Origin of the sequence: Flavobacterium sp. FlaQc-48 (assembly GCF_044007335.1) — a bacterium.
In the GTDB taxonomy this organism is placed as follows: Bacteria; Bacteroidota; Bacteroidia; order Flavobacteriales; family Flavobacteriaceae; genus Flavobacterium.
Genome location: NZ_JBIPCR010000003.1, coordinates 392,760 through 414,916, shown reverse-complemented (window position 1 = coordinate 414,916; position 22,157 = coordinate 392,760). Strand labels below are relative to the sequence as shown.

The window sequence follows — 22,157 nt, the reverse complement described above, 5'->3', positions numbered from 1 at the left end:
ATCTAAAATCTTTCTACCCTTTATCTGACAATCTCAAAATATCTCCAAAAACTCCTCTCGCCGTTACCGCAGAACCTGCACCGGCTCCCTGAATAACGATTGGACGATCTCCGTAAGATTCTGTATAAATTTCGAAGAAAGAATCAGACCCTTTTAATCCACCTAAAGCGGTATCAGAAGGTACTGAAACTAATTTTACTTCGAGAATTCCTTTATCATTTTGCAGATCTCCAGACAATTCACCAATGTATCTTAATACGTGATTTGGCTTTTGATCGGCTTTTATTTTCTCGTAAATTGGGTCGAATTCTTTTAGTTTGGTTAAGAAATCAGATACATTTCCATCACGTAAATGTTCCGGAATTAAATTCTGGATCGAGATTTCTTCAAACTCATTTTGCAGATCTAATTCTCTTGCCAGGATCAATAATTTTCTTCCCACGTCATTTCCGCATAAATCCTCACGCGGGTCCGGTTCGGTATATCCGTTATCAATTGCTTCTTTTAGAATTTCACTAAACGGAACGCCTTTTGCAGAGAAATTATTGAATAAATAACTCAGTGTTCCGGAGAAAACTCCTTTTATCTTCGTGATATTTTCACCAGAAAGATGCAATAATTTGATCGTATCAATTAATGGCAATCCTGCACCAACATTGGTTTCGTATAAATAATTCTTCTGATTTTCTGCTAAAGATTTTCTCAGTTCTTTATAAAAACCATAACTTAATGTATTGGCAACTTTATTTGATGAGATCAGGTCAAAACTGCTTTCGATCAACGAAATATAATTTTCTACGAAAGTGGCACTTGCTGTATTATCAATTGCAATTAGGTTTTCTAAATGATGTTGGTTGGCATAAGCAATTACATCATTGATGGTATATTCGAGACCATCTTTCTGAATATCATTTTTCCAGCTTGAAGTTACGCCATTTTTATTTAAAAGTAATTTCTTAGAGTTTGCAATTGCAAAAACATTCAGTTTGATGTCTTTACGTTTTTCGATCGCTGCAGTTGATTCCAAAATCTGATTGATTAAAGTTCCGCCTACTAATCCGTGACCGAAAATAGCGATGTTGATTTTCTTGGAAACTCCAAAAATCTCTCCGTGAATTACGTTCAATGCTTTATTCAGTTCTGATTTTTTAACCACCAAACTCACGTTTTTACCCGTAACGGTGTTGTTAAACAAAATCGGAACAATTTTATTTTTGATTAAAGCGGTATACGGTTTATGGAAAGTGCTCAAATCCTGACCAATAATCGAAATAACCGAAACATTATCTGTTACCGTAATCTGATTGACATCTTTAGAATAAAAGTCATTTTCGAACTCTTTTTCTAATTCGATCATGGCTGTTGTAGCCTTATCTGTAGCCACAACCAATCCAATTCCTCTTTCTGAAGAACCTTGCGAAATGATACTTACACTGATATTGTGATCGCCCATTACCTTGAAAATTCGGGCATCAACACCAGCTTTTCCTAATAATCCGCGCCCTTCAAGATTTACCAATGATAAATTTTCTAAAACAGAAAGTGTTTTGATTCCTTCTTTAGCTGAATCTGAAGTGATTAAAGTGCCGCGATTTTCGTGATTAAAAGTATTTAAAATACGAAGCGGAATATTTTTTTCTAATAAAGGAATTATCGTTTTGGCGTGCAGGATTGTTGCTCCAAAGTTCGCCAATTCGTTCGCTTCATTAAATGATAAAAACTCGATCTTTTTAGCATCTGCAACCAAATCCGGATTTGCTGTGTAAATTCCGTCAACGTGGGTGAAGTTTTGAAGTTCTTCGGCGTTTAAATAATTTGCAATTAATGATGCGGTATAATTACTGCCGTTTCTACCTAAAGTTGTTGTATCGTTATTATTGTTTGAACCAATAAAACCAGTTACGATGTTTACAGTCGAACCATTGTGTTCTTTAAAATAATTGACAACATTTTTCTTAGAAAGCTGCTCTAAAGGCTGTGCATCTCCAAATTTAGAATCGGTTTTTAATAATATTCTTGAATCAACAAAATTTGCAGGAATTCCTTTTTCTTTTAAAATTGCAGTCAGTAATTTAGCCGAAAGCAATTCGCCTTTAGATAAAATCTGATCTTTGATTTTATTGCTGTAATCTCCAATTAAACTAACGCCTTCAAAAAGTTTTTCTAAAATATTAAATTCTTCGGAAAAATCTACCTGAGGATAATCTGAAATTTGATAGGTTTTAAAATTCTCAAATAATGGTTTGTAATTACCATTTTTAGCGGCAAGTTTCAAAATATATTCTAACTCATCAGTAGCTTTTCCACGAGCCGAAACGACAACTGCAATTTGTTCTCCTTGATTTACTTTATCAGAAATGATCGAAACTACTTTGTTAAGTCCTTCTCCGTTTGATAACGATTTGCCTCCAAATTTTAATATTTTCATTTTATTTTTCTATTGTTTCTGCCTTAAAAATATCGGCAAGTAAATGATCTAATTGTTTGTACTCGATTAAAAAAGCGTCATGTCCGTGAACCGAATCTATTTCGCTGTAAAAAACATTGTCTTTGAACTTCTTTAATTCCTGAAAAGTGTCGCGATTTTCTTTTGGTGTAAAAAACAAATCCGAGTTGATTCCGATAATGTGAATCGCTGCATTTGTTCTGGACAATAAAGTTTCGAAATCGTCACTATTTCTGGTGATATCTATGGTTTTGAGCAATTGGTTCATCAATTTATACGATGCCAATTGGTATCTCTTTTGCAATTTTTCGCCGTGATGCGCCAGCCAGCTTTCGATATTAAAAATCGAAAGGTTGTTATTGATCGTACGTTGAAATTTTTCTTTGAATGATTCAGGAGAGCGGTAGCACAACATGGCATGAATTCTGGCATCTTCTATTGGTCGGGAAGAATTGTTCAGTATTTGCTCTTGCAGGTAGCAATTGGCAATCATCCAGTCTGTCGATTTCCAGTCGGTTGCAATCGGGATCAGGTTTTGGGTAATGCCAGGTTCCAATGCAAGAATTTCCCAGGCAATTCCTCCGCCCACAGATCCTCCGATAATGGCGTAAACCTGATCGATATTTAAAGCTTCTAAACCTTTTATAAAAATTCTGGCAATATCTCTTGTTGTAAAGTCCTGATAGTTTTCAATTATAAACGAATCATTTCCGTTTCCGGGAACGTCGAATGCTAATACTGTATATTTATGGGTATCGATTGTTTTTTCATCGCCAATTAAGTCATTCCACCACCCATTTTCACCGGTAACCTGAGCGTTTCCGGTCAAAGCATGATTGACCAAAACAATAGGTGCGCTATGCAATGGTAAACCAGAAAGGGTAAAACTTAATGGTAATGATGAATATGATGCACCACTTTCGGTGATGAATTCGTGAATTATAATGGGACTTGGTATATTTTCCAATTTCAAATCTTTTTATTATTGATTTGTATGTGGAAATATTAGAAAGAAAGTACTAGAGTGAAACTAGAAAATTCTTGTTGTTATCTTTCCACGTTTGGGCGTGGTAGAATGCAGCACCTTCTTCGATTTAACGAAGGGTTGCTAAGGATTCATCGGGTCTAATCCCTCGTCCTTTCTTTATAACATTTCAATACGTTTTTGAACTTAAAGGTGCAAATTAACTACTTATTTCTTAAACTAACAAATTTTATCGAAACTGATTCCTCAATTTCATAAATATAATTCAAACACAAACTATTGTACGCAAAAAATTACCGAACAGTTTGCCCAGTAAAATTAAGCAGGTATAACCCTATTTTATGATACTTTTTGATTTAGATAAAAAGTGTTTCATTTTCTTTTGAATACATCAAAAACAATAATGAGTTTGGCTCTTTTTTCTCTGCTATTTTATCTGCCTCAGTGATCCCGAATCTAGGATGTACCAATTCATTTGTTGGCGGCGGCGGATTGTTTCTTTTAGCTCTTAAGTTTTTCAATGTAGAAAAAGTTTTTGTTATGTAGTTTAATTTGCTCATGATATTTAAGTTTACGTTAGTTTGCGTTTTATAATCTTTATTATTTGTTTAATGTTTTGTTATGGCAACCCAATGGAATAAAAAAACCCTTTTGGATTTGAATACCAAAAGGGTTTAAGTTTTTTACAACTTATATATACTTTTAGTATCAACAGACGCGTACACAAATACGTGCGACGTTAAACATCTTGTTCATCTGTAGGGATTTATTCATCTGTGATTTACTTGCTATTTTAAAAAATTCTTGCATTTGTTTTATTTTAATAAGCTTTTCGAAACTGCTGAAATATTTTTTAACTCATTCTTCTTCAAAAAATCAATAAGAAATAAGTTAATTCAACTTTTGTCCCGATCGACATAACTATTGTTAAATAGTTAAATTTATTTTCTGAGCTTTGAGGTGTTACAAATGTGCGAATATTTTTTCAATTACGCAAGTGAGGATCAACAAATTAATCTTAAAAAACGTTAAAAAACATCATTTTAACGTTAAAAAACATCTTACAAAACAGCTATTCAATAAAATGAAATTAAAATCCTACAAAATTTAACGTAATAAATTTCCTGTTTCACTATATCAAAGAACAACTAACTACTATTGGAAACCACTTACAGCCAAACTGCTTCTTTATTTTTAATTTTTTCTGCTACTTTCAAAATGTCAGTTATTATCCCTCTTGAAATGGCTTGTTTGCATGCCGAAGCGCTTTGGATTGCGATTGGAACATCTGCGTATGATTGTGTGTAGATTTCGAAAATGGTATCTGATCCTTTCAGTTGACCAATAGCAGATGTAACTGGTTCTGAAACCACTTTGACCTCTAAAGTGTTTTTCTGCACATCAAATTCTCCTACATATCGTAATACATGATTGTCTTTCTGTGTTATTTTTGCAATTTTAAAAGACCTGTCAATTGCTTCCTTATTAAGGACACCATTTGTCTCCAGATGCTCTTCTGTAATTAGCGGATTGATTTTTATGTCGGATAATTCAAAATCTTTTCCAATTTCCCTCGTCAAAATCAGTAGTTTCCTGGCGGTATCATTTCCGGATAAATCTTCTTTAAAAGTAGACCGCATCAATCCTAATAAGCTTGCATCTTTTAAAAGAGATGAAAAAGTAGCTTCTTCGGTTGCAAATCTATTAAATACATAACTCAGGTTATCTGAAAATACACCACGTATCTTTGTAATTTTCTCTCCTGAATAATACAAATCCCTTAGGGTCTGTAACACCGGAAAACCGGTATCTACTGATGTTTCATATAAAAACTCCTTGTCGTATTTTTTAAGATTCGACCTGATCTCTTTATACAATTCAATTGGCAAGGTATTGGCTTTTTTATTTACCGCTACAATATTAAATCCGTTTTCGATCAGGGTATTATAATGATGTATTAACTCATCACTTGCCGTTGCATCAACAGCGATCAGGTTTTCAAATTCATTTTCTTTGGCAAATTCAATAATATCCTGCACTTTAAAAGGAACTGCCAATTCCAGAAAATTAGTTTCCCAGGCATATCCAACGCCTTCTTTCTCAAAAAAAGCGACTGTAGAGTTTGTGATTATTGGAAAATGAAAATCGACATTTTTACTTTCGAGAAAAAACTCCTGACTTTCGATAATCTGATTGATCAAAGTACTTCCGATATTTCCAATTCCAAAAAGGATGATATTTATTTTAAGCTTTGACATAATTTTTAATTTATTGGGGTTAATTAAACCATATCCGTAGAACGCATAGCAGCACGGCTGATATAGGTTCTCCATAATGCGTCTCTACAGCTATTGTGAAATTTTTTATGTTGAATTTCTTTTATAAAAAATCACCTCTAGCAGAACTCACGCTACTAAAGGCAATTTTTCAAACAAAAAACAAAAAAACCTAATTTTTATTAATACTGTATTGCGATTGGGTAACGCTTGCGAAAGCGGCATGCAAATCAGCTATCAAATCTTCGATATCTTCAAGTCCAACAGAAAGCCGAACCAGATCTTTTGAAACTCCCGTTTCTAGTTGGTCAGCATCAGACAATTGCTGGTGTGTTGTACTTGCCGGATGAATGATCAATGATTTTGTATCACCAATATTGGCCAAAAGAGAGAATAATTTCGTTTGATCTACCACTTTTTTAGCAGCTTCAAAACCTCCCTTTAGTCCAAATGTGATAACACCACTTTGGCCTTTTGGTAAATATTGCTGTGCTAAATCATAATATTTATTATTTTTTAATCCTGGATAATTTACCCAAACTACCTCATCTTGTTTTTCTAACCACGAGGCCAAAGCCAAAGCATTTTCGCTATGTTTCTGAATTCGGATTGGTAATGTTTCTAATCCCTGAATGATTTGAAAAGCATTAAAAGGACTCAAAGCTGCTCCAAAATCACGCAAACCTTCGATTCTGGCTTTTGCAATGAAAGCTGCATTTCCAAGAGCTTCATGATATACTAATCCGTGATATCCTGCAGAAGGTTCTGTAAATTCAGGGAATTTTCCGTTTGACCAGTCAAATTTTCCTGCATCGATAATAACGCCTCCTAACGAAGTTCCGTTTCCTGAAATATATTTGGTTAAAGAGTGAATTACGATATCTGCTCCATATTCAATTGGATTCAATAAATAAGGTGTAGCAACCGTATTGTCTACAATAAAAGGCACTTTAAAGTTTTTGGCTTCCGCCGAAATTCCTTTTAAGTCTAAAACGTCTAATTTTGGATTCCCTAAAGACTCTACAAAAAAGGCTCTTGTATTTTCTTTGGCTGCTTTAGTGAAGTTTTCCGGTTTTGAAGGATCTACAAAAGTGGTTGTAATTCCTAAACGAGGCAAAGTTACATTTAAAAGGTTGTAAGTTCCTCCGTATAAACTATTGGAAGCCACAATATGATCGCCCGCTTTTAGCAAAGTCAGCAAAGTGGTAGAAATTGCCGATGCTCCGGATGCTGTCACTACTGCTGCAATTCCGCCTTCGAGTGCTGCAAGTCGCTGTTCTAAAACATCATTTGTCGGGTTGTTTAATCGGGTGTAAATAAATCCGGATTCAGCAAGACCAAATAGATTGGCTGCATGGTCTGAATCGTTAAAGACATACGATGATGTCTGGTAAATTGGCACTGCTCTTGTTCCTGCATTTTTAGTAACATCGTGTCCAGCGTGTAATGCGTTTGTTGCGAATTTTTGTGTGCTCATGATCTTAGTTTTTTTTAGGTATTGTTAATACTATTATATATTGTTATTGAAATTGTTTCTTTGAAATTGATATTTATTGTATAAAAAAATCCTCTCCTTCTTCTTCCAGGTTATACATTAGAAGCAGTAATGATTTTTGACTTTTTATATCCCGCTCTGCATTTATTCTTGTAACCTCTCTTGTTGTATCTTCTGATTTATTATTGTTTTTTTGAGAATCGTTTCTCAATAAATACTCTATTGCGATTGAGTTTAGTGTTTTCATAATTTAAAATTTAAAAGTGTTGAAATAAAAAAAAGCCCTTTCGGATGGCTACCAAAAGGGCTTATAGTTCTAACTATAACAAAGATTTACTCTTTCACTTTTGGCAACAGCGATTTTGGATGCACATTTGCATCATCTCACAACATATCATCATATTATTCGCTACTGTTTTCATTTTCATTTTATTTAAATTAATTCTCTTTTTTAAACTCGACTAATTTGATAGAGTAAATATAGAAACTATTTTCAGAACTACCAAAACAAAAAGTGATATTTAACATTAATTTTTTTCAAAGCCTCCTAAATACTCGCATTCTGCTTTAAAAAAATTGGCCACGGATTAAAGGATTAAAAAAAATCTGTGCAGACCTGTTCGATCCGTTTAACCTGTAGGCCAATCTTATATTTTTAGAATTTAAAACTTAATCTGGCAAAACCAAATCTTCCGTTTAATCCAAATTGTGATACTGCTCTTGAATAAGCAAACTGATTGGCGTTTGTTAAATCTGTACTTGGTGCAGGAGACAATGTTGGTGTTGTATTGGTAAATGCAGGAGTTGATGGATTATTTCTGTCCGGATAAACATCTCCTATATTATTAAGACCAATTGTAAACCTGAATTTCTCGTTGATTTGATATCCGAAAGATAAATCGGTCACTATTTTGGCGCTGTAAACAGGGTGTTCATAAACTGAAGATGATCCGTCTAAGTTTACATCTGTTGCTCCCGGATCTGTCACTTTTCCGAAATAACTGTTTCTTAAATAAATATCCAGTTTTTTGATGTTGAAAGTGGTCATTAGGTTCGCTTTCAATTTTGGAATTGCCTCTTCTAAATAAATACGGCTTGATTCCGGAAAAAATGAATATATATAAGGATCCCCGCCTGCGTTGATAATTGACTGAGGTACATTTAACGCTCCAACCCTTTTAGTTGTATTGTAGCTTAAAGCAAAATCATTTCTAATGGTAAAATCCTGAATTACATCATATTTTTGAGAAATTACTACATCGATACCTTTAGTTTCAGAGTTGATTCCGTTTGTCCAGAACGAAGCTCTTTCTACACCTTTTAAATCAAATGCCTGTTGAAACAAAGTCAGGGCATCTTTTTGCTCCTGCGATGTTGCCCCATTTATTTGCGCATCTGTTGGTCTTGCATATTGACCTGTTAACACCACTCTGTCATCGATTCTTGTAAAGTAAGCATCTGTTGCAATGGTAATATTGGCTTCAGGAATTTTAAATGTAAATCCAGTACTGATGCTTTTTGATTTTTCAGGTTTCAAACTTTCAACTCCAATACTTTTAGCTGCTTGTGAATCATTTGTAAAATAACCTACCTGATAAGGAGAACCATTTATGAACTGAGTTGAACTTGCCTCAAAATATTTTTGTTGTAATGATGGTGCCCTAAAACCGGTTTGCCCTGAAATCCTCCAATTGATATTGTCATTCAATTTTAAAAGAGAAGCTAGTTTAAAAATGACAGTACTACCAAAATCAGAATAGTTCTCATAACGTGCAGCTCCGTTTATAAGCCAGTTTTTAGTTGCATTTAATTCTAAATCTATGTAAGCAGCACCACTTTTTCTGTCTTTTTCTTTAGCATCTGTCGGTTGGAAACCTGAAAATCCCTGTGCTCCCGCTCCACGTTTGTTTCCAAAAAAATCAGTTACAATTAATGGCGAGTTACTTGGCAGAATTCCTGAAACTAAATTTCCGTTTGTATCATATAATCCATAAGAAGCTTCTTCTCCTTGTTTAATTTTATAGTTCTCATATCGGAACTCTCCACCAAAAGCAACATTTAACCCTTCTAACACATCTAGTTTTTTACTTAAATCTAAATTGGTTGTACTTTGCAAAAACGAAACTTTTCCGGCATCAAAACTTGAACCTGAATTGGTTCCTAAAGTAGCATTGCTCGTATTGTTTACATCATATTGAAAAGAGTTTGTTCCCAGGTTTGTACTCAGGTCCGTATCAAAACCAAATAATTCTGTTGTAACTCCAACAGCAGATGATGCATCTAAAATATTAGATTGTATTTCCGGCAGGAATCCGTTTTCATACACTTGCGTGAAAGTTCCGGAACCATTAGGCAATCTGTTAAATGCATAAGATTTACCATTCCTGTACGAAACTCCACCAAAAGAGTATAACGCTGTAGTTTCTGTCAAAGGATATTTAGTATTATAGTATAGCTGTCCTGAAGCCAGTTCTGACTGACCAACACTCATATTATAATCGCTTCTTTCCTGGCCTCTGTACGCGATTTCATTATTGGTTACATCAAAATTCAAAGCCGTTTGCATTTGAGCCAATGTGGTCGCAGATGAGATCGCTGTTTGTTGTGCCGGTGTAAAATAACTCACTTGTGGTGCATATTGCTTTAGTGAAGTAAGAATTTGTGCTGAATTTGGCGTGTTATTAATATTACTAAACAAGGAGTTAATGGCAACACCATTTTGAGCCGCTCTGTTTTCGACAGCATTGTAAGCATTAAAAATAGCATTGTTTCTAATTCCTGCCCTGCTTGTTGCCTGTCTGGTCACAGCACTTCCTGTAATGTTCAGAAAACTTCCAGCTTTACCTAATGAAGTTCCGTAGTTAAGGTCTGCTTGTACAGTCTGACCATCGGCTCCTCCTTTAAAGTTATTAGATCCTGAAGATAAGTTGGTACCATACTGTATTCCTCCTGAAATAAAGTTGGCATTCTTTTTTAATACAATATTAATGACTCCTGCAATAGCATCAGAACCGTATTGGGCAGCAGCACCATCCCTAAGAACTTCGATTCTTTCTATAGCGAATGATGGAATAGCGTTTAAGTCTGTTCCCACAGATCCTCTTCCCGGCGACCCGTTTATATTTACCAAGGCACTTGAATGTCTTCGTTTACCATTTACCAATATCAAAACCTGATCCGGACCTAAACCTCTTAGTTGTGCCGGATCGACATGATCAGTAGCATCTGCTGTAGAAGTTGCATTACTTGTAAAAGAAGGTGCAACATAATTTAAAATCTGAGTAACACTGGTTTGTGGAGATCCCTTTGTTATGTCTGAGATATTAAAAACATCTACAGGAACAGGAACATCCGTTTTTACCCGGTTTTTACTTCTCGATCCTACTATCGTTACTTCCGATAATTCATTGTTCTTTAAAGTATCCTGCTCTTTTTTATTGTCCTGAGCATAGATTCCGGAAAATGTTAAAAGTCCTAATGCTAATACTACATTTTTTTTCATTTCTTTCTTCTGATTTGTTACTGTTTTGGTTTAAAAAATGGTTTACAATCTGGTTCTTTTTTGAAATAAAAAAACCCCTGCGGTTAGCAGAGGTTCTATTTATATTTTTTTTGAAAAAAAACTACAATAGCATCTCTGCGGAAGGCTCCGGCATCTTACATGACATATTGCAAATTGTTGATTTCATCTTTTCTATCGTTTTGATGGGGCAAATTTGCAAACTATTTTTCAATCCGCCAAACAAAAACACAAATAATTTCTATTACCCTATCAAAATAGTATGATATGTTAAATTTCTGCATATAAAAACAAAAAAATCAAAACTTTAATTTGCAAATCAAAATGGTTTTATACCTTTGCACGCGAATACAGAGGAAAAATTTGAACTGATTGCAACCTCTTCATAATGAAATGGTTCGTTATGAATGCTGAAAGATTAATTTCAGTAGTAAAAAATGCTAAAGCAGGATACCTCCTTTAGCACTTTCAGCAATTACTTTTCCTCGCTTAATGTTAATTTAATAAATTATTATGGCTTATTTATTTACGTCAGAATCTGTTAGTGAAGGGCATCCAGACAAAGTTGCAGATCAAATTTCGGATGCTTTAATTGATAACTTTCTGGCATTTGATGCTGACTCAAAAGTAGCTTGTGAAACTCTTGTTACAACTGGTCAGGTAATTTTAGCAGGTGAAGTAAAATCGAATACTTATCTTGATGTGCAGCAAATTGCCCGCGATGTAATCCGTAAAATTGGATACACAAAAAGCGAATATATGTTTGAAGCCAATTCTTGTGGGATTCTTTCAGCCATTCATGAGCAATCAGCAGATATTAATCAGGGGGTTGACAGAGCCAAGCCAGAAGAGCAAGGTGCAGGAGACCAGGGAATGATGTTTGGTTACGCCACTAACGAAACTGAAAACTACATGCCATTGGCACTTGATTTATCTCATAGCCTATTACAGGAATTAGCAATTTTAAGACGTGAGAATAAGGAAATCACTTATTTACGTCCTGATGCAAAATCTCAGGTAACGTTAGAATATAGCGACGATAACAAACCAACTCGTATTGATGCGATTGTAATCTCGACTCAACACGATGATTTTGATGAAGAGGCTACTATGCTGGCTAAAATCAAAAAAGATATTATCGAAATTTTGATTCCAAGAATCATTGCAAAAAATCCAACGCACGCGCATTTATTCAATGATAAAATCAACTACCATATTAACCCAACAGGAAAATTCGTTATTGGTGGACCTCACGGAGATACTGGCTTAACAGGAAGAAAAATCATTGTGGATACTTACGGTGGAAAAGGTGCTCACGGTGGTGGTGCATTCTCCGGAAAAGATCCAAGTAAAGTAGACAGAAGTGCTGCTTATGCTACACGTCATATTGCTAAAAACTTAGTGGCTGCCGGTGTTGCTGACGAAATCTTAGTACAGGTTTCTTATGCAATTGGAGTTGCTGAACCAATGGGAATCTTTATTGACACTTACGGAACTTCTAAAGTAAACTTAACTAACGGTGAAATCGCTAAAAAAGTAGAAGCTATCTTTGATATGCGTCCTTACTTTATTGAGCAACGTTTGAAATTAAGAAATCCTATTTACAGCGAAACAGCTGCTTACGGACACATGGGACGTAAACCAGAAGTGGTAACTAAAACTTTTTCTGCTCCGGGAGGAAATGTAAAAACAGTTACTGTTGAATTGTTTACCTGGGAAAAACTTGATTTCGTAGACAAAGTAAAAGCTGAATTTGGATTGTAAATTTAGATTATAGACTACTTAGATTGTTAGATTTTTTGACAACTAGTTACTCTTACACATAAAAAAAGGCTGTCTATTAATTTAGGCAGCCTTTTTTATTTTTAGTGACTAATTTTAAATCTGTGTCTCAATTCAACACAGATGAAACGGATTTTTATTTTTACAAATCAAAACTTTAGAGTCCTTTATCGCTCTAATTGTACATTTGGTAATGTTTTAGGACGATTGGCATCATTAGATAAAATCCAGCCTGTGCGGTAGATCCATTCGGTCATTTTATGCAATTTTACGAAATCAATATTTTCAGATTCATCCATGGGTGTATGGTATTGACTGTGCAAAACACTGGTATAAAAAACAGATGGAATCCCTCTTTTTGCATAAGGCAAATGATCTGAACGGAAATAAAAATATTCCGGATGTTCCGGTCTGTCCCAAAGTTTATCTAAGTCAAATTTTGGTCCTTCATCATTGGCTTTTTTAGCGATTGCTACTAAATCTGAAGAGTTTTCGTGAGGAGAACTAGACCCTAAAAGAGCGGCCTGGTTTACATTGTTCCTGCCAATCATATCCCCGTTTAATACCGCAATAATGTCTTTTTCAGGAACTGTCGGGTGCGATGCATACCATCTTGAACCTAATAAACCACGTTCTTCTGAACCATGAAACACAAAAAGAGAAGTTCTTTTTCCTGGTTGTTTTTTGTAAGCTCTTGCAATAGCTAACATTGCTACACAAGTACTTGCATTATCATCGGCTCCGTTATAAATGGAATCCTGACCGTATTTTTGTCTTACTCCATCGTGATCCTGATGTCCGCTAAAAAGAACGTATTCGTTTTTTAATTTAGCATCTGTTCCTTCGATTGTTCCCACTACGTTTACTGAAGGATATTTATAGGTTTCAGAAATTACTTCTGTCGACAATAAATCTTTAGTACTTTTTAAATAAGCTAATTGGTCATTGTGCACCCAAAAAACCGGCATTGTAGCACCTATTTTATCTCTGAAACCTTCAATTCCATAAATACCTCTTGTCATTTGTGGTTCAACCTGAGACCAGCTTTCTTCTGCCAATTGATCTGCAACCATAATAAGGGCTACCGCTCCTTTTTTGACTACAAGATCATAATATTTATTTCGAACAAGACCTGGATATCGTCTGTCAAAAAGCGAAATATCATCTGCAATTCCTTCTTTAGATGCCAGCAAAACAACTGCTTTTCCCTTAACATCTGCCTTTTCAATTTCTTCTTTTGTTGCTGCCCCCAAATACACTAATGGTGCATCGACTTTAATATTTGTGGTTTCTGCTACCAGAACATCTTTCCACAATTTATATTCTTTTGGTCCAATTTTAAATTTAGTATTAGGAGTTACCTGATGCCTGTACAAATCAAAAAACTGAAAATAAGTTCCGTCATCACCAGCCGGAGCCATTCCTGCTTCTTTGGCTTTGTTTGCCAGCCACATTGATACTTTTAATTCGTCTAAAGTTCCTGCCTCACGACCGTTAAAATGATCACCAGCCATCTGGTACATATCGGTTTTAAGGTCTTTATCTGTAATTGCTGAAACTAACGGTTTTTTAATTGCCTGCGAAAAAACTACTCCTCCATAAGCAATCAAAACGAGGATCATTTTATTTTTCATACGTTTTAATTTAGTATTCCAAACTTAGTAATTAATCAAGAAAAAATCGCTTCTTTCTATTTGAAATAGTACTGAAATGTAAAATCAGTAAAATGCTGACAGCATTTTTTTCTCATTGGTAGTATTATTTGTTTATCTCTTACAATTTACCTTTCTTAGTACAAAATAACTGATTAAAAAAATGAGCAGATTTCCATCATTCCGTAACGTTTTAAATTCCACCGCCAAAACAATTCTTCGATTCCCTCTTGAAATCATAATCTCTATTGTGGGAACTGTATTTGCTATTATTTTCAATGAGATAAAATACAGCAGCCCGAATCGGGAATTTTATGAAAAAGCGATCATGAGCTGTTCTTTATGCCTGGTGTTATTCCTCTCAGTCAGTTTATACTTTATGGCTTCCAGAAGGAATACTATTTTACGCTACGCAACAAGTATTGGGCTTGGAAGTTTAATTGCTTTATTTATTTTTAGTTTTCATAAAAACTTTACAAACGTCGAAATTCTACAGTTTTTAGTACTGAATATTGCTTTACATTTGTTGGTTTCATTTGCGGGATTTCTGCCAAGAACCTATAATCAGAATGAATTTTGGGAATTTAATAAACAACTTTTTCTTCGAATTCTAACCTCTATTCTATACAGCGTTGTTCTTTATTGCGGATTAGCACTGGCCATACTGGCAATTGACCAGTTATTCAAGGTAGAGTTTTATGATCATATTTATCTTCATACCTTTCTAGTCATTGCCGGAATCTTTAATACGATATTCTTTTTAAGCGGCGTTCCTGAAACTAATAACAGTGAAAATCCTTTGGTTTTAAATTATCCTAAAGGACTTAAAAATTTCACTCAATATGTATTACTGCCTTTAATTAGTCTCTATCTGGTGATATTGATATGTTACGAAGTTAAGATTCTTATAACACTGTCTTTACCTGTTGGCTGGGTTTCGTATCTTGTTTTGGTATTTGCCATTTTTGGGATTCTCTCTTTTTTATTGGTTCATCCTATTGCAACTGAAACGAATAATCTCTGGATGAGAACCTTTAATCGTTGGTTTTATTTTCTATTAATTCCATTATTGGGATTGCTTTTTTGGGCCATTTTATACCGGGTCAATCTTTACGGATTTACACATGAACGTTATTATGTGCTTCTCCTGTCAATTTGGTTATCGATCGTGGTTGCCTATTTTTTAATTCAAAAAAATCCAAAGATAAAATTCATTCCAATAAGCTTATGTATTGGTGGATTATTTTCGATTTTAGGGCCACAAAGTGCAGATTCAATTTCAAAAAACAGCCAATTATCCCGATTTGAATCTTACATGCAACCGTCGGCTAATAAAAAACTGAATTTCGGGCAGCAAAAAGATTTAAGCAGTATTGTTTCTTTCTTAGAAGAAAATTATGGTGCAGCAATTATGGTTCCGTATGCTAAAACAAAATTGGAAGCACTTCTTAAAAGAAATAAAACGCCTAATGAATTTGCAATAATGGAAGCCCTGGGTTATGAATATAAATCCAGATATTCACGATATCAGGATAGCGATACAGAAATATACTATGCTTACTATGAAAATGATGAAAGTGTCGAAATCATTCATGGATATGATTTGTCTTTTAGGATTTCAAGCAATACTGAATTTGAATGCACTGAATGTGCCAAAATTGAAAACAAAAATTATTCAATCAAATCCGGAAAAAAGAATTATGGAATTGAATTACAAATTAATGAAGATATTATTCCCCTAAAAACAATAGATTTTATCCATAATAATTCAGCATTCGGGCTTGGCCCAAATAATGAAAAAGTGACTCAACTGGTCGAAACATCTCAGTATAAAATTTTAATTACTTACCTAAATGTGAATGGATATATTGAAAAGGGCAAAAAAACCATTGACAATTATCAATTAAAAATAATGGTAGATATTAAATAATAAGAAACCCGACAAAACTTAAAATCTTGTCGGGTTTGCTTTTATATTGCAGATAAATTGTAAAACTTAATATGTTCCGTTTTGCATTTTACTAAGCGTCTCTTTAATTTCGCTGGCCGTTTCTTCTTCTACTGCTGCGTTTAAATATTTAACGGCCAAAGTTTGCGTTTGAATCGCTTTTTCTTTTTGTCCGTCTTTATAATACAACTGCGCCAAAGTGTCTAAATAATAGGAATTGTTTTTAGTTACTACCAAACTATATTCTGACCAAATAATGGCTGATTTTATAAAACCGGAATTTGCAGGTTTCAAAACTACTGTCCATGCAGCTGAATTACACAAGTTTGAATGGTATTCTTTAAAAGCAGCCCATCCATCATAAGAGTAGGCCGAAGAGGGATCTAAAGTCGAGAACATAACGTCTAATTTTTCAATTGGACTTTCTTTTCCTGATGCCAAATTAGCATCAAAATAAGTACTAAATTCTCTTAAAAAGCTTGTATTAGAGCCGTCTTTGTCTTCTACCTGACTAAAATATTCAAAATAATTTCGGTAAGCTTCAAAATTTCCTTTACCACCCGCAATTATCTTTTTGTAGGTTGAAATTATTTTATCTTTATTCACTTCGCCGGAAACCCCTTCCTGCGAAACATAACTATTTCGCTGCAATGCTGAAGAAATTTCAGAAACCACATTTCCAACATTGTGTACTTCTCCTTCTGTGGCATTAAATGCTGTACGGCTTTCTTCAATATTATCAGAATGTTTTAATAAATAATCAATAGACAGGAAATCCGTATCAGTAAGAATTCGCTCTTCATTAAAAAGCTGTTTTGTAAATCCCTGATTGCTGATTTCCTTCAAAATGGTTTCCACCAGATACATATTCGGTTTTGCATCTTTTTGATGTGCTTCAATCAGTTTTTTCCAGTTTTGAGCAACTTCTTTTTTGTCTAAAGATTTTTTCATGATCACAAATTCTGTAGCATTCTCATTGCTCACATCATCTGAATCGTAATCATAATACGATTCTAATTGTGATGCTTTATTAAATGCTGCAATTAAATCTGCATCAGCCGCTTTTTTATTCTTGAACGTTTTATCAAAAGAAACGAAGGCGTCTGCGCGTTTTAGTTTCTGAAAAAAGTCTCCATAATAGTTCAACTCATATTTCTTGTCTGTCAAATTAGAATGGGCTATGGCTAAAATATCTCCGTCAGCATTTAAAACCACTACACTTGGATCGTTGCTTATTTTATTATTTTTAAGCCATTTTTGATCATCGGATCCTGCTAAATAATAATTAAAAACATCATAAATCGGATTGTACGCATCATACATCGCATATGACGTTTGCACTTCCTGATCTTTTACATATGCATTAAAATTCTCTTTTGCCGAAGCATTTTTACCATCAACTGCAATTACTAAATATTTGCTTTTTGCTAGTTTATTTGCGGCAACAGCACTTTTTAGATTGTTTTCTATTTTTAATTTAAAATCGTATAGTTTTGCATAAGCGGTATCCACCGTTACTGTTGTAGCATAATCAGCTGTTGCTGTACTGTCTGTCGCTACTCCAAAATCTTCTGTAGCCAAAGGTTCTTTTCCCGGATAAGTCCAATTTAAAACAGTTTCATTTTCAAGTGGTTTAACTTTTGAAGTTCTTTCAGGTGTTACCTCTTTCTCATTGACAAATACCAGAGGATCTTTTCCTGACTGTTCAGAAATTTTAAGCTCGTTTGTTTTTTTGTCAAACAATCCGGTAATTTTTAAATCGGTTAAAAGTGCTAATTCATAATTGATTTTAATTTCTGAGACATCTTTTGGCAAGGCATATTTAAAAACATTGCTTTGCCCGTTATAATCTTCATAAACCAAATACACGTAATCTGTTTTTTCAATATCAAACTCTAAATCTGCTTTTAGCCATTCAGGATCAACTTTGGTTTTTATATCTGATATTCTCTGATATTGCACTGCCTGGTTCCCTTTTTGGGTTCCAATGTAAAATGAATAGTAGGACGGATTTAAAAATTTAATTTTGATGTTTTTCGCTTTTTTATCAACCGAAAAAGAAAGATCAAAAGTATTTTGTGATTTATCTTTATTTTCAAAGATTAAGGAATCACCTTTGGTTTTGTAATCGCCGGAATAAAATACCAATTCATATTTATTATCATCCAACAAATTCAATTTGATTTTTTGTCCTTTGTTGGTAGAAATATAAGTTCCCTTTTCAATCGTTTTTGTTTGAGAAAAAGAAACAGATATTAAACAAAAGAACGCTAAGAAATTCCAAATATAATTACGCATGCTTAAATTTTTAGTTATTACTATTTAAACAAAGATATTTCTTTCTTATTTAAAAAAGTATCAAAAACACAAAGCGTTGTAATTAAATTACTATAAATTATATTTCATTGAAAAGATGATATAGCGAGGCTGTACAGTATATTGTGAAATTCTGGTAGAGAACTGTGAGAAGCTGTCATCATTAAGATAAGTTGTATTTAACAAGTTAGTTGCTGAGATTTTGTATTCCCACTTGCTATCCTTTTTTTGATAAATTAAACTTGCACTTAAAAAATCATATTCGTTATCGACGGTTTTATTATTGGTATAATAATGGTAAAATTCATATTCTGAAACAAACGAAAAACTGTTCAGAAAATAATAATCTAATCTGGCAAAAGGCTTGTCTGTATAATAGGTTGATCCGCTATACTTGTTTATTAAGGCATTATATCCAAACTCAATATTAGGTACATTTTTATAATTTGTTGAAGCTTTTACGGTATAGCTTTGACTAAAACTTTCTGTCGTTGTCAATACATTATTCTGGATATTGTTGAATTTTGACCAATTGAAAGTGGCATTTACTGATGCTTTGTAATTCTTTAAAAAAGAACGCCCGTAATTTCCCATTCCGGTAAACGTTTCATCGGCCAAATTAGAATTATAAGGTGATGATGACTGATTGATTCCGGTAAAATCGGCTTTGGTTTTAATGGCATCTACTTTTTTAGTATAAGTCGCATTGGCAAAAATATTCTCAAAATTGAACATATTATATTTGAAATAACGCAAGGAATGTACTTGAGATGTGGCATTTTCCAGGAAACGATTGCCGCGAAACAAACTGCTGTAATCGGATAAGACATAACCTGCCGCCAATTGATTGATATCTGTAAAATCATTCGACAAAGAGAAATTATACGTTAATGTTTCTGCTTTTTTGATTTGGTACAAAGCAAAAAAATCAGGCAGGACTTTCATGAAATTCTGCGAATACTGGGTTCCCAATTGTGTGTTTTGCATGGTATATGAATGCACGCTAACACCCGGAGTCAACGTAAATTTTCCTGCCAGGATTTTATAATGAAACCCCAGAAACACATCATTGAAATTGTAGTTTACCTGATTGTTATTTTCGGCACTGTTTAAATCGTTTTTATCTCCATTGTCCAGAATCTGAAAAATGTGAGAATTAAAATCCTGATAGGAATAGGTATTTCCTAAAGTAACATTGATGTTGCTTTTTGGCGTCACCATATAATAATAATCCAATTTAGCATCGACCTTATTTGTTTTCACATATCGGTCCTGATTCAGGTCGTTTCTGTTTTGTCCTGAAATATAATCTGCCAGATTAAAGGGTTGTGTACGCAAATTAGCATTGTAAAATGGATTTTCGTCCTGATACAAATGCTGCATTTCAAAAGCAAAAATATTCTTAGGGCTTTGGGTATAATACAAACTCAGATTTTGATTTACTGAGGTTGGATCTTGTTTTTTATTCGTTAAAATGGTTTCTAAAGCAGATGTACCGTTTACAATCGATTCACGTAATAAATCTGTATCTTCATTTTGTTTGGATATCTTGGTCAGGACATCATAATCAAATTGAAATTTATCATTGGGTTTATACGTTGAACTTAGTTTAAAAAGTCCTAAATTATTTTTTTGATGCGTCTCTTCGTCTCTTTTTTGTTCATCTCCCGAATCTAAAATAGTCGTTTGAGACTTCGTTTCAAGATCCGTTTTTGAAGTAGATATTATTCCAAAACCACTAATATTCCATGTTTTGGTAACAGAATAAGCAAAATTGGTTGCTCCAAATTTGGTTTCAATTTCTTTCGCACGATTGTTTCTTAAAATCGAAATACCTAAGTCGTTTGAAGAAACATTAAAATTGCTTCCTCCTTTTTTCATCAGATTTTTAAATCCTCCCGTGAACTTAAAATAATCCTGCGCCGTTAGCGGCAATTCTCCAATATTATTAAAATTGGTAATCAGATTAATACTGTATTTTGGACTGTAATAAAACAACTTTGGATTAATAATATACCTGCTATCCAGTTCTCCAACTCCGGTTCCGCCAGTTACATCACCAAACCAGAAGTTCTTTTTACCTTCTTTCAGTTTAATGTTCATTGCCACATTATCCTGGTCGTTTTCCAGTCCTTTTAGCTGACCTACTTCATTGTAATTTCTTAAAACCTGAATTTTATCAATGGCATCGGCAGGAATATTTTTAACGCCTAGTTTGGTATCGCCATCAAAAAAATCTTTTCCTTCGACCATTAATTTACTGACCTTTTTACCTTCAACCTCAATTTCACCATCGGCATTTACCTCAACACCCGGAAGTTTCTTTAATACATCTTCCAATTTTTTTTCGGTTCCGGATTTAAAAGAATCAGCGTTATAAACAATCGTATCCCCTTTTATCGAAACCGGCATTTCACGAACAATTTCAACGCCTTCAAGTTCGATTCCGGCATCATCCATTACAATGTTCTGGACAATATTGGCATTTTGTGTGGTAATTGAAATTTCTTTCGATTTCATCCCGAGATAACTTACTTTAACTGAATAAGACGTATTAGGTTTCAGGGTTAACTGAAACTTTCCTTTGTCATTGGTAATCCCATAAGAGTCCATAGCTTTGGTAGCCGTATTTACGGCCATAATGTTGGCCATTTCTAACGGATTTTTTTGTTCATCCTGAATAAAACCTTCAAAACGAACACTCTGGGAAAAGCATAAAGAAGTAAATAATAAGGCGAGTATAAAAAGAGTCTTGTTCATTAAAAAAATGATTAGAATAGATTAAGTTTTAGGGGTGAAGTTTTTATCTCCCCATCATTGGAGGCGGTCCTCCTGCACGGCCACGGTTCATTTCTCTAAATTCCTCCATTTTTTTAATTACGGTTTCGTCATAATCTTTCTGAGAAATCACTTTTCCTTTTTTAGAAGGTTTTATTTCTACTTTTTCCTTGGCATTCAAAATAATTTTTGAACATAAAATAGTGGTTCGTCCATCATTTACTTCCAAAATTAAACCCGGCAATCCCCAATAGTTTTCAGGTCCCTGATTTACCGGGATCTCCGGCGAATACCAGGCAGTAATGGTTACCTCTTTTGGTATTTCAAAATTATCTTCAAAATTGGTTTTAGTTTCTCCCGAAGTTTTCTTTACATCGTCTTTTTTCTCTTCAGTTTTTTTATCATCGTTATTTTTAGGCCTGAAGTTTCTAAAATCAGTTTTACTGGCTTCTTTTACCGCTGTTGCTTTATAACAGGTATATCCGCCAATTTGTTTGGTTTCAGATTCCATTTTCCAGTTTAACTTTGGCAGGGAATCCACCACTAAAAATTCTTTTCCCATAAATTCTTTATCTACCGTATACGATTTGGCTTTTACATCTTTATAAAAAGTTCCGCCGCCGCCCATAAAGGAGTTCATCATAATTCGCATTCCGCCGCCTTGTTGCCCCGGAGCTTCCAGTTTTTCTTCTTCTTTATAAACAGATGCCGATTTATCAAAATTCAGAATAAATGTTTTTTCCAGCATTTGTTTCATTCGCTCTTCCATGTTCTTTTGCATTTCGGGCGTAATATCTCGATTGCCTCTCATGCCTTCAAATTTTGGTGCTTGTGTCTTTGACTCATAAACAGCCATTCCCTGAAACTCTTTTTGCGCGTGCATCTGAGTAAACACAAGCATTAAGGACATATAATAGATTACTTTTTTCATTTTGTTTTCTTTAAAATTGGATCAATCC

General features: G+C 34.1%; 13 protein-coding genes and 1 riboswitch. Of the genes, 2 read left to right on the top strand and 11 right to left on the bottom strand.

The genetic code is table 11. The annotated features are described in order from the left end of the window. Nucleotides 1–13: 13 nt before the first annotated feature. The 7 genes from thrA to ACHRWY_RS07120 form a co-directional block, all read right to left on the bottom strand. Nucleotides 14–2,428, bottom strand: coding sequence for a bifunctional aspartate kinase/homoserine dehydrogenase I (gene thrA / locus ACHRWY_RS07150; RefSeq protein WP_395353570.1), 2,415 nt, complete (start codon nucleotides 2,426–2,428; stop codon nucleotides 14–16). Nucleotide 2,429: 1 nt separating this feature from the next. Further along, on the bottom strand, nucleotides 2,430–3,413 hold the full coding sequence (locus ACHRWY_RS07145; protein WP_395353569.1) for an alpha/beta fold hydrolase: 984 nt from the start codon (nucleotides 3,411–3,413) through the stop codon (nucleotides 2,430–2,432). Nucleotides 3,414–3,490: 77 nt separating this feature from the next. Beyond that, a riboswitch (SAM riboswitch) is annotated at nucleotides 3,491–3,599 on the bottom strand. A 188-nt stretch (nucleotides 3,600–3,787) separates the two neighbouring features. Then, nucleotides 3,788–3,991, bottom strand: coding sequence for a hypothetical protein (locus ACHRWY_RS07140; RefSeq protein WP_194615935.1), 204 nt, complete (start codon nucleotides 3,989–3,991; stop codon nucleotides 3,788–3,790). A gap of 609 nt (nucleotides 3,992–4,600) precedes the next feature. Then, complete coding sequence (locus ACHRWY_RS07135; RefSeq protein WP_395353568.1) at nucleotides 4,601–5,689, bottom strand: aspartate kinase; 1,089 nt, start codon at nucleotides 5,687–5,689, stop codon at nucleotides 4,601–4,603. 190 nt (nucleotides 5,690–5,879) lie between these two features. Continuing rightward, nucleotides 5,880–7,184, bottom strand: a complete 1,305-nt coding sequence (locus tag ACHRWY_RS07130; RefSeq protein ID WP_395353567.1) for an O-acetylhomoserine aminocarboxypropyltransferase/cysteine synthase family protein — start codon at nucleotides 7,182–7,184, stop codon at nucleotides 5,880–5,882. Between the two features lie 73 nt (nucleotides 7,185–7,257). Next, nucleotides 7,258–7,449, bottom strand: a complete 192-nt coding sequence (locus ACHRWY_RS07125; RefSeq protein ID WP_395353565.1) for a hypothetical protein — start codon at nucleotides 7,447–7,449, stop codon at nucleotides 7,258–7,260. A 408-nt stretch (nucleotides 7,450–7,857) separates the two neighbouring features. Then, the gene (locus ACHRWY_RS07120) at nucleotides 7,858–10,704 is read right to left on the bottom strand and encodes a TonB-dependent receptor plug domain-containing protein (RefSeq protein ID WP_395353563.1); all 2,847 of its coding nucleotides are present in this window, start codon (nucleotides 10,702–10,704) and stop codon (nucleotides 7,858–7,860) included. A gap of 531 nt (nucleotides 10,705–11,235) precedes the next feature. On the opposite strand from ACHRWY_RS07120, the gene metK reads away from it, so the two are divergent. Further along, nucleotides 11,236–12,486 (top strand): methionine adenosyltransferase, encoded by a 1,251-nt coding sequence (metK, locus tag ACHRWY_RS07115; protein WP_395353561.1) that lies wholly within the window; start codon nucleotides 11,236–11,238, stop codon nucleotides 12,484–12,486. Nucleotides 12,487–12,671: 185 nt separating this feature from the next. On the opposite strand, the gene ACHRWY_RS07110 is transcribed toward metK, so the two are convergent. After that, nucleotides 12,672–14,138, bottom strand: coding sequence for a M28 family metallopeptidase (locus ACHRWY_RS07110; protein ID WP_395353560.1), 1,467 nt, complete (start codon nucleotides 14,136–14,138; stop codon nucleotides 12,672–12,674). Between the two features lie 181 nt (nucleotides 14,139–14,319). Between ACHRWY_RS07110 and ACHRWY_RS07105 the strand changes: the two genes are divergently transcribed. After that, complete coding sequence (locus tag ACHRWY_RS07105) at nucleotides 14,320–16,086, top strand: DUF4153 domain-containing protein (protein WP_395353559.1); 1,767 nt, start codon at nucleotides 14,320–14,322, stop codon at nucleotides 16,084–16,086. Nucleotides 16,087–16,152: 66 nt separating this feature from the next. Here the strand turns inward: ACHRWY_RS07105 and ACHRWY_RS07100 are convergent, their stop codons facing one another. From ACHRWY_RS07100 to ACHRWY_RS07090, 3 genes are all read right to left on the bottom strand, one after another. After that, nucleotides 16,153–18,402, bottom strand: a complete 2,250-nt coding sequence (locus ACHRWY_RS07100; protein WP_395353558.1) for a hypothetical protein — start codon at nucleotides 18,400–18,402, stop codon at nucleotides 16,153–16,155. Between the two features lie 90 nt (nucleotides 18,403–18,492). Then, nucleotides 18,493–21,180, bottom strand: coding sequence for a carboxypeptidase-like regulatory domain-containing protein (locus tag ACHRWY_RS07095; RefSeq protein ID WP_395353557.1), 2,688 nt, complete (start codon nucleotides 21,178–21,180; stop codon nucleotides 18,493–18,495). 43 nt (nucleotides 21,181–21,223) lie between these two features. After that, entirely contained in the window at nucleotides 21,224–22,129 is a 906-nt protein-coding gene (locus ACHRWY_RS07090) for a GLPGLI family protein (RefSeq protein WP_395353556.1), read from the bottom strand. Nucleotides 22,130–22,157 lie beyond the last annotated feature (28 nt).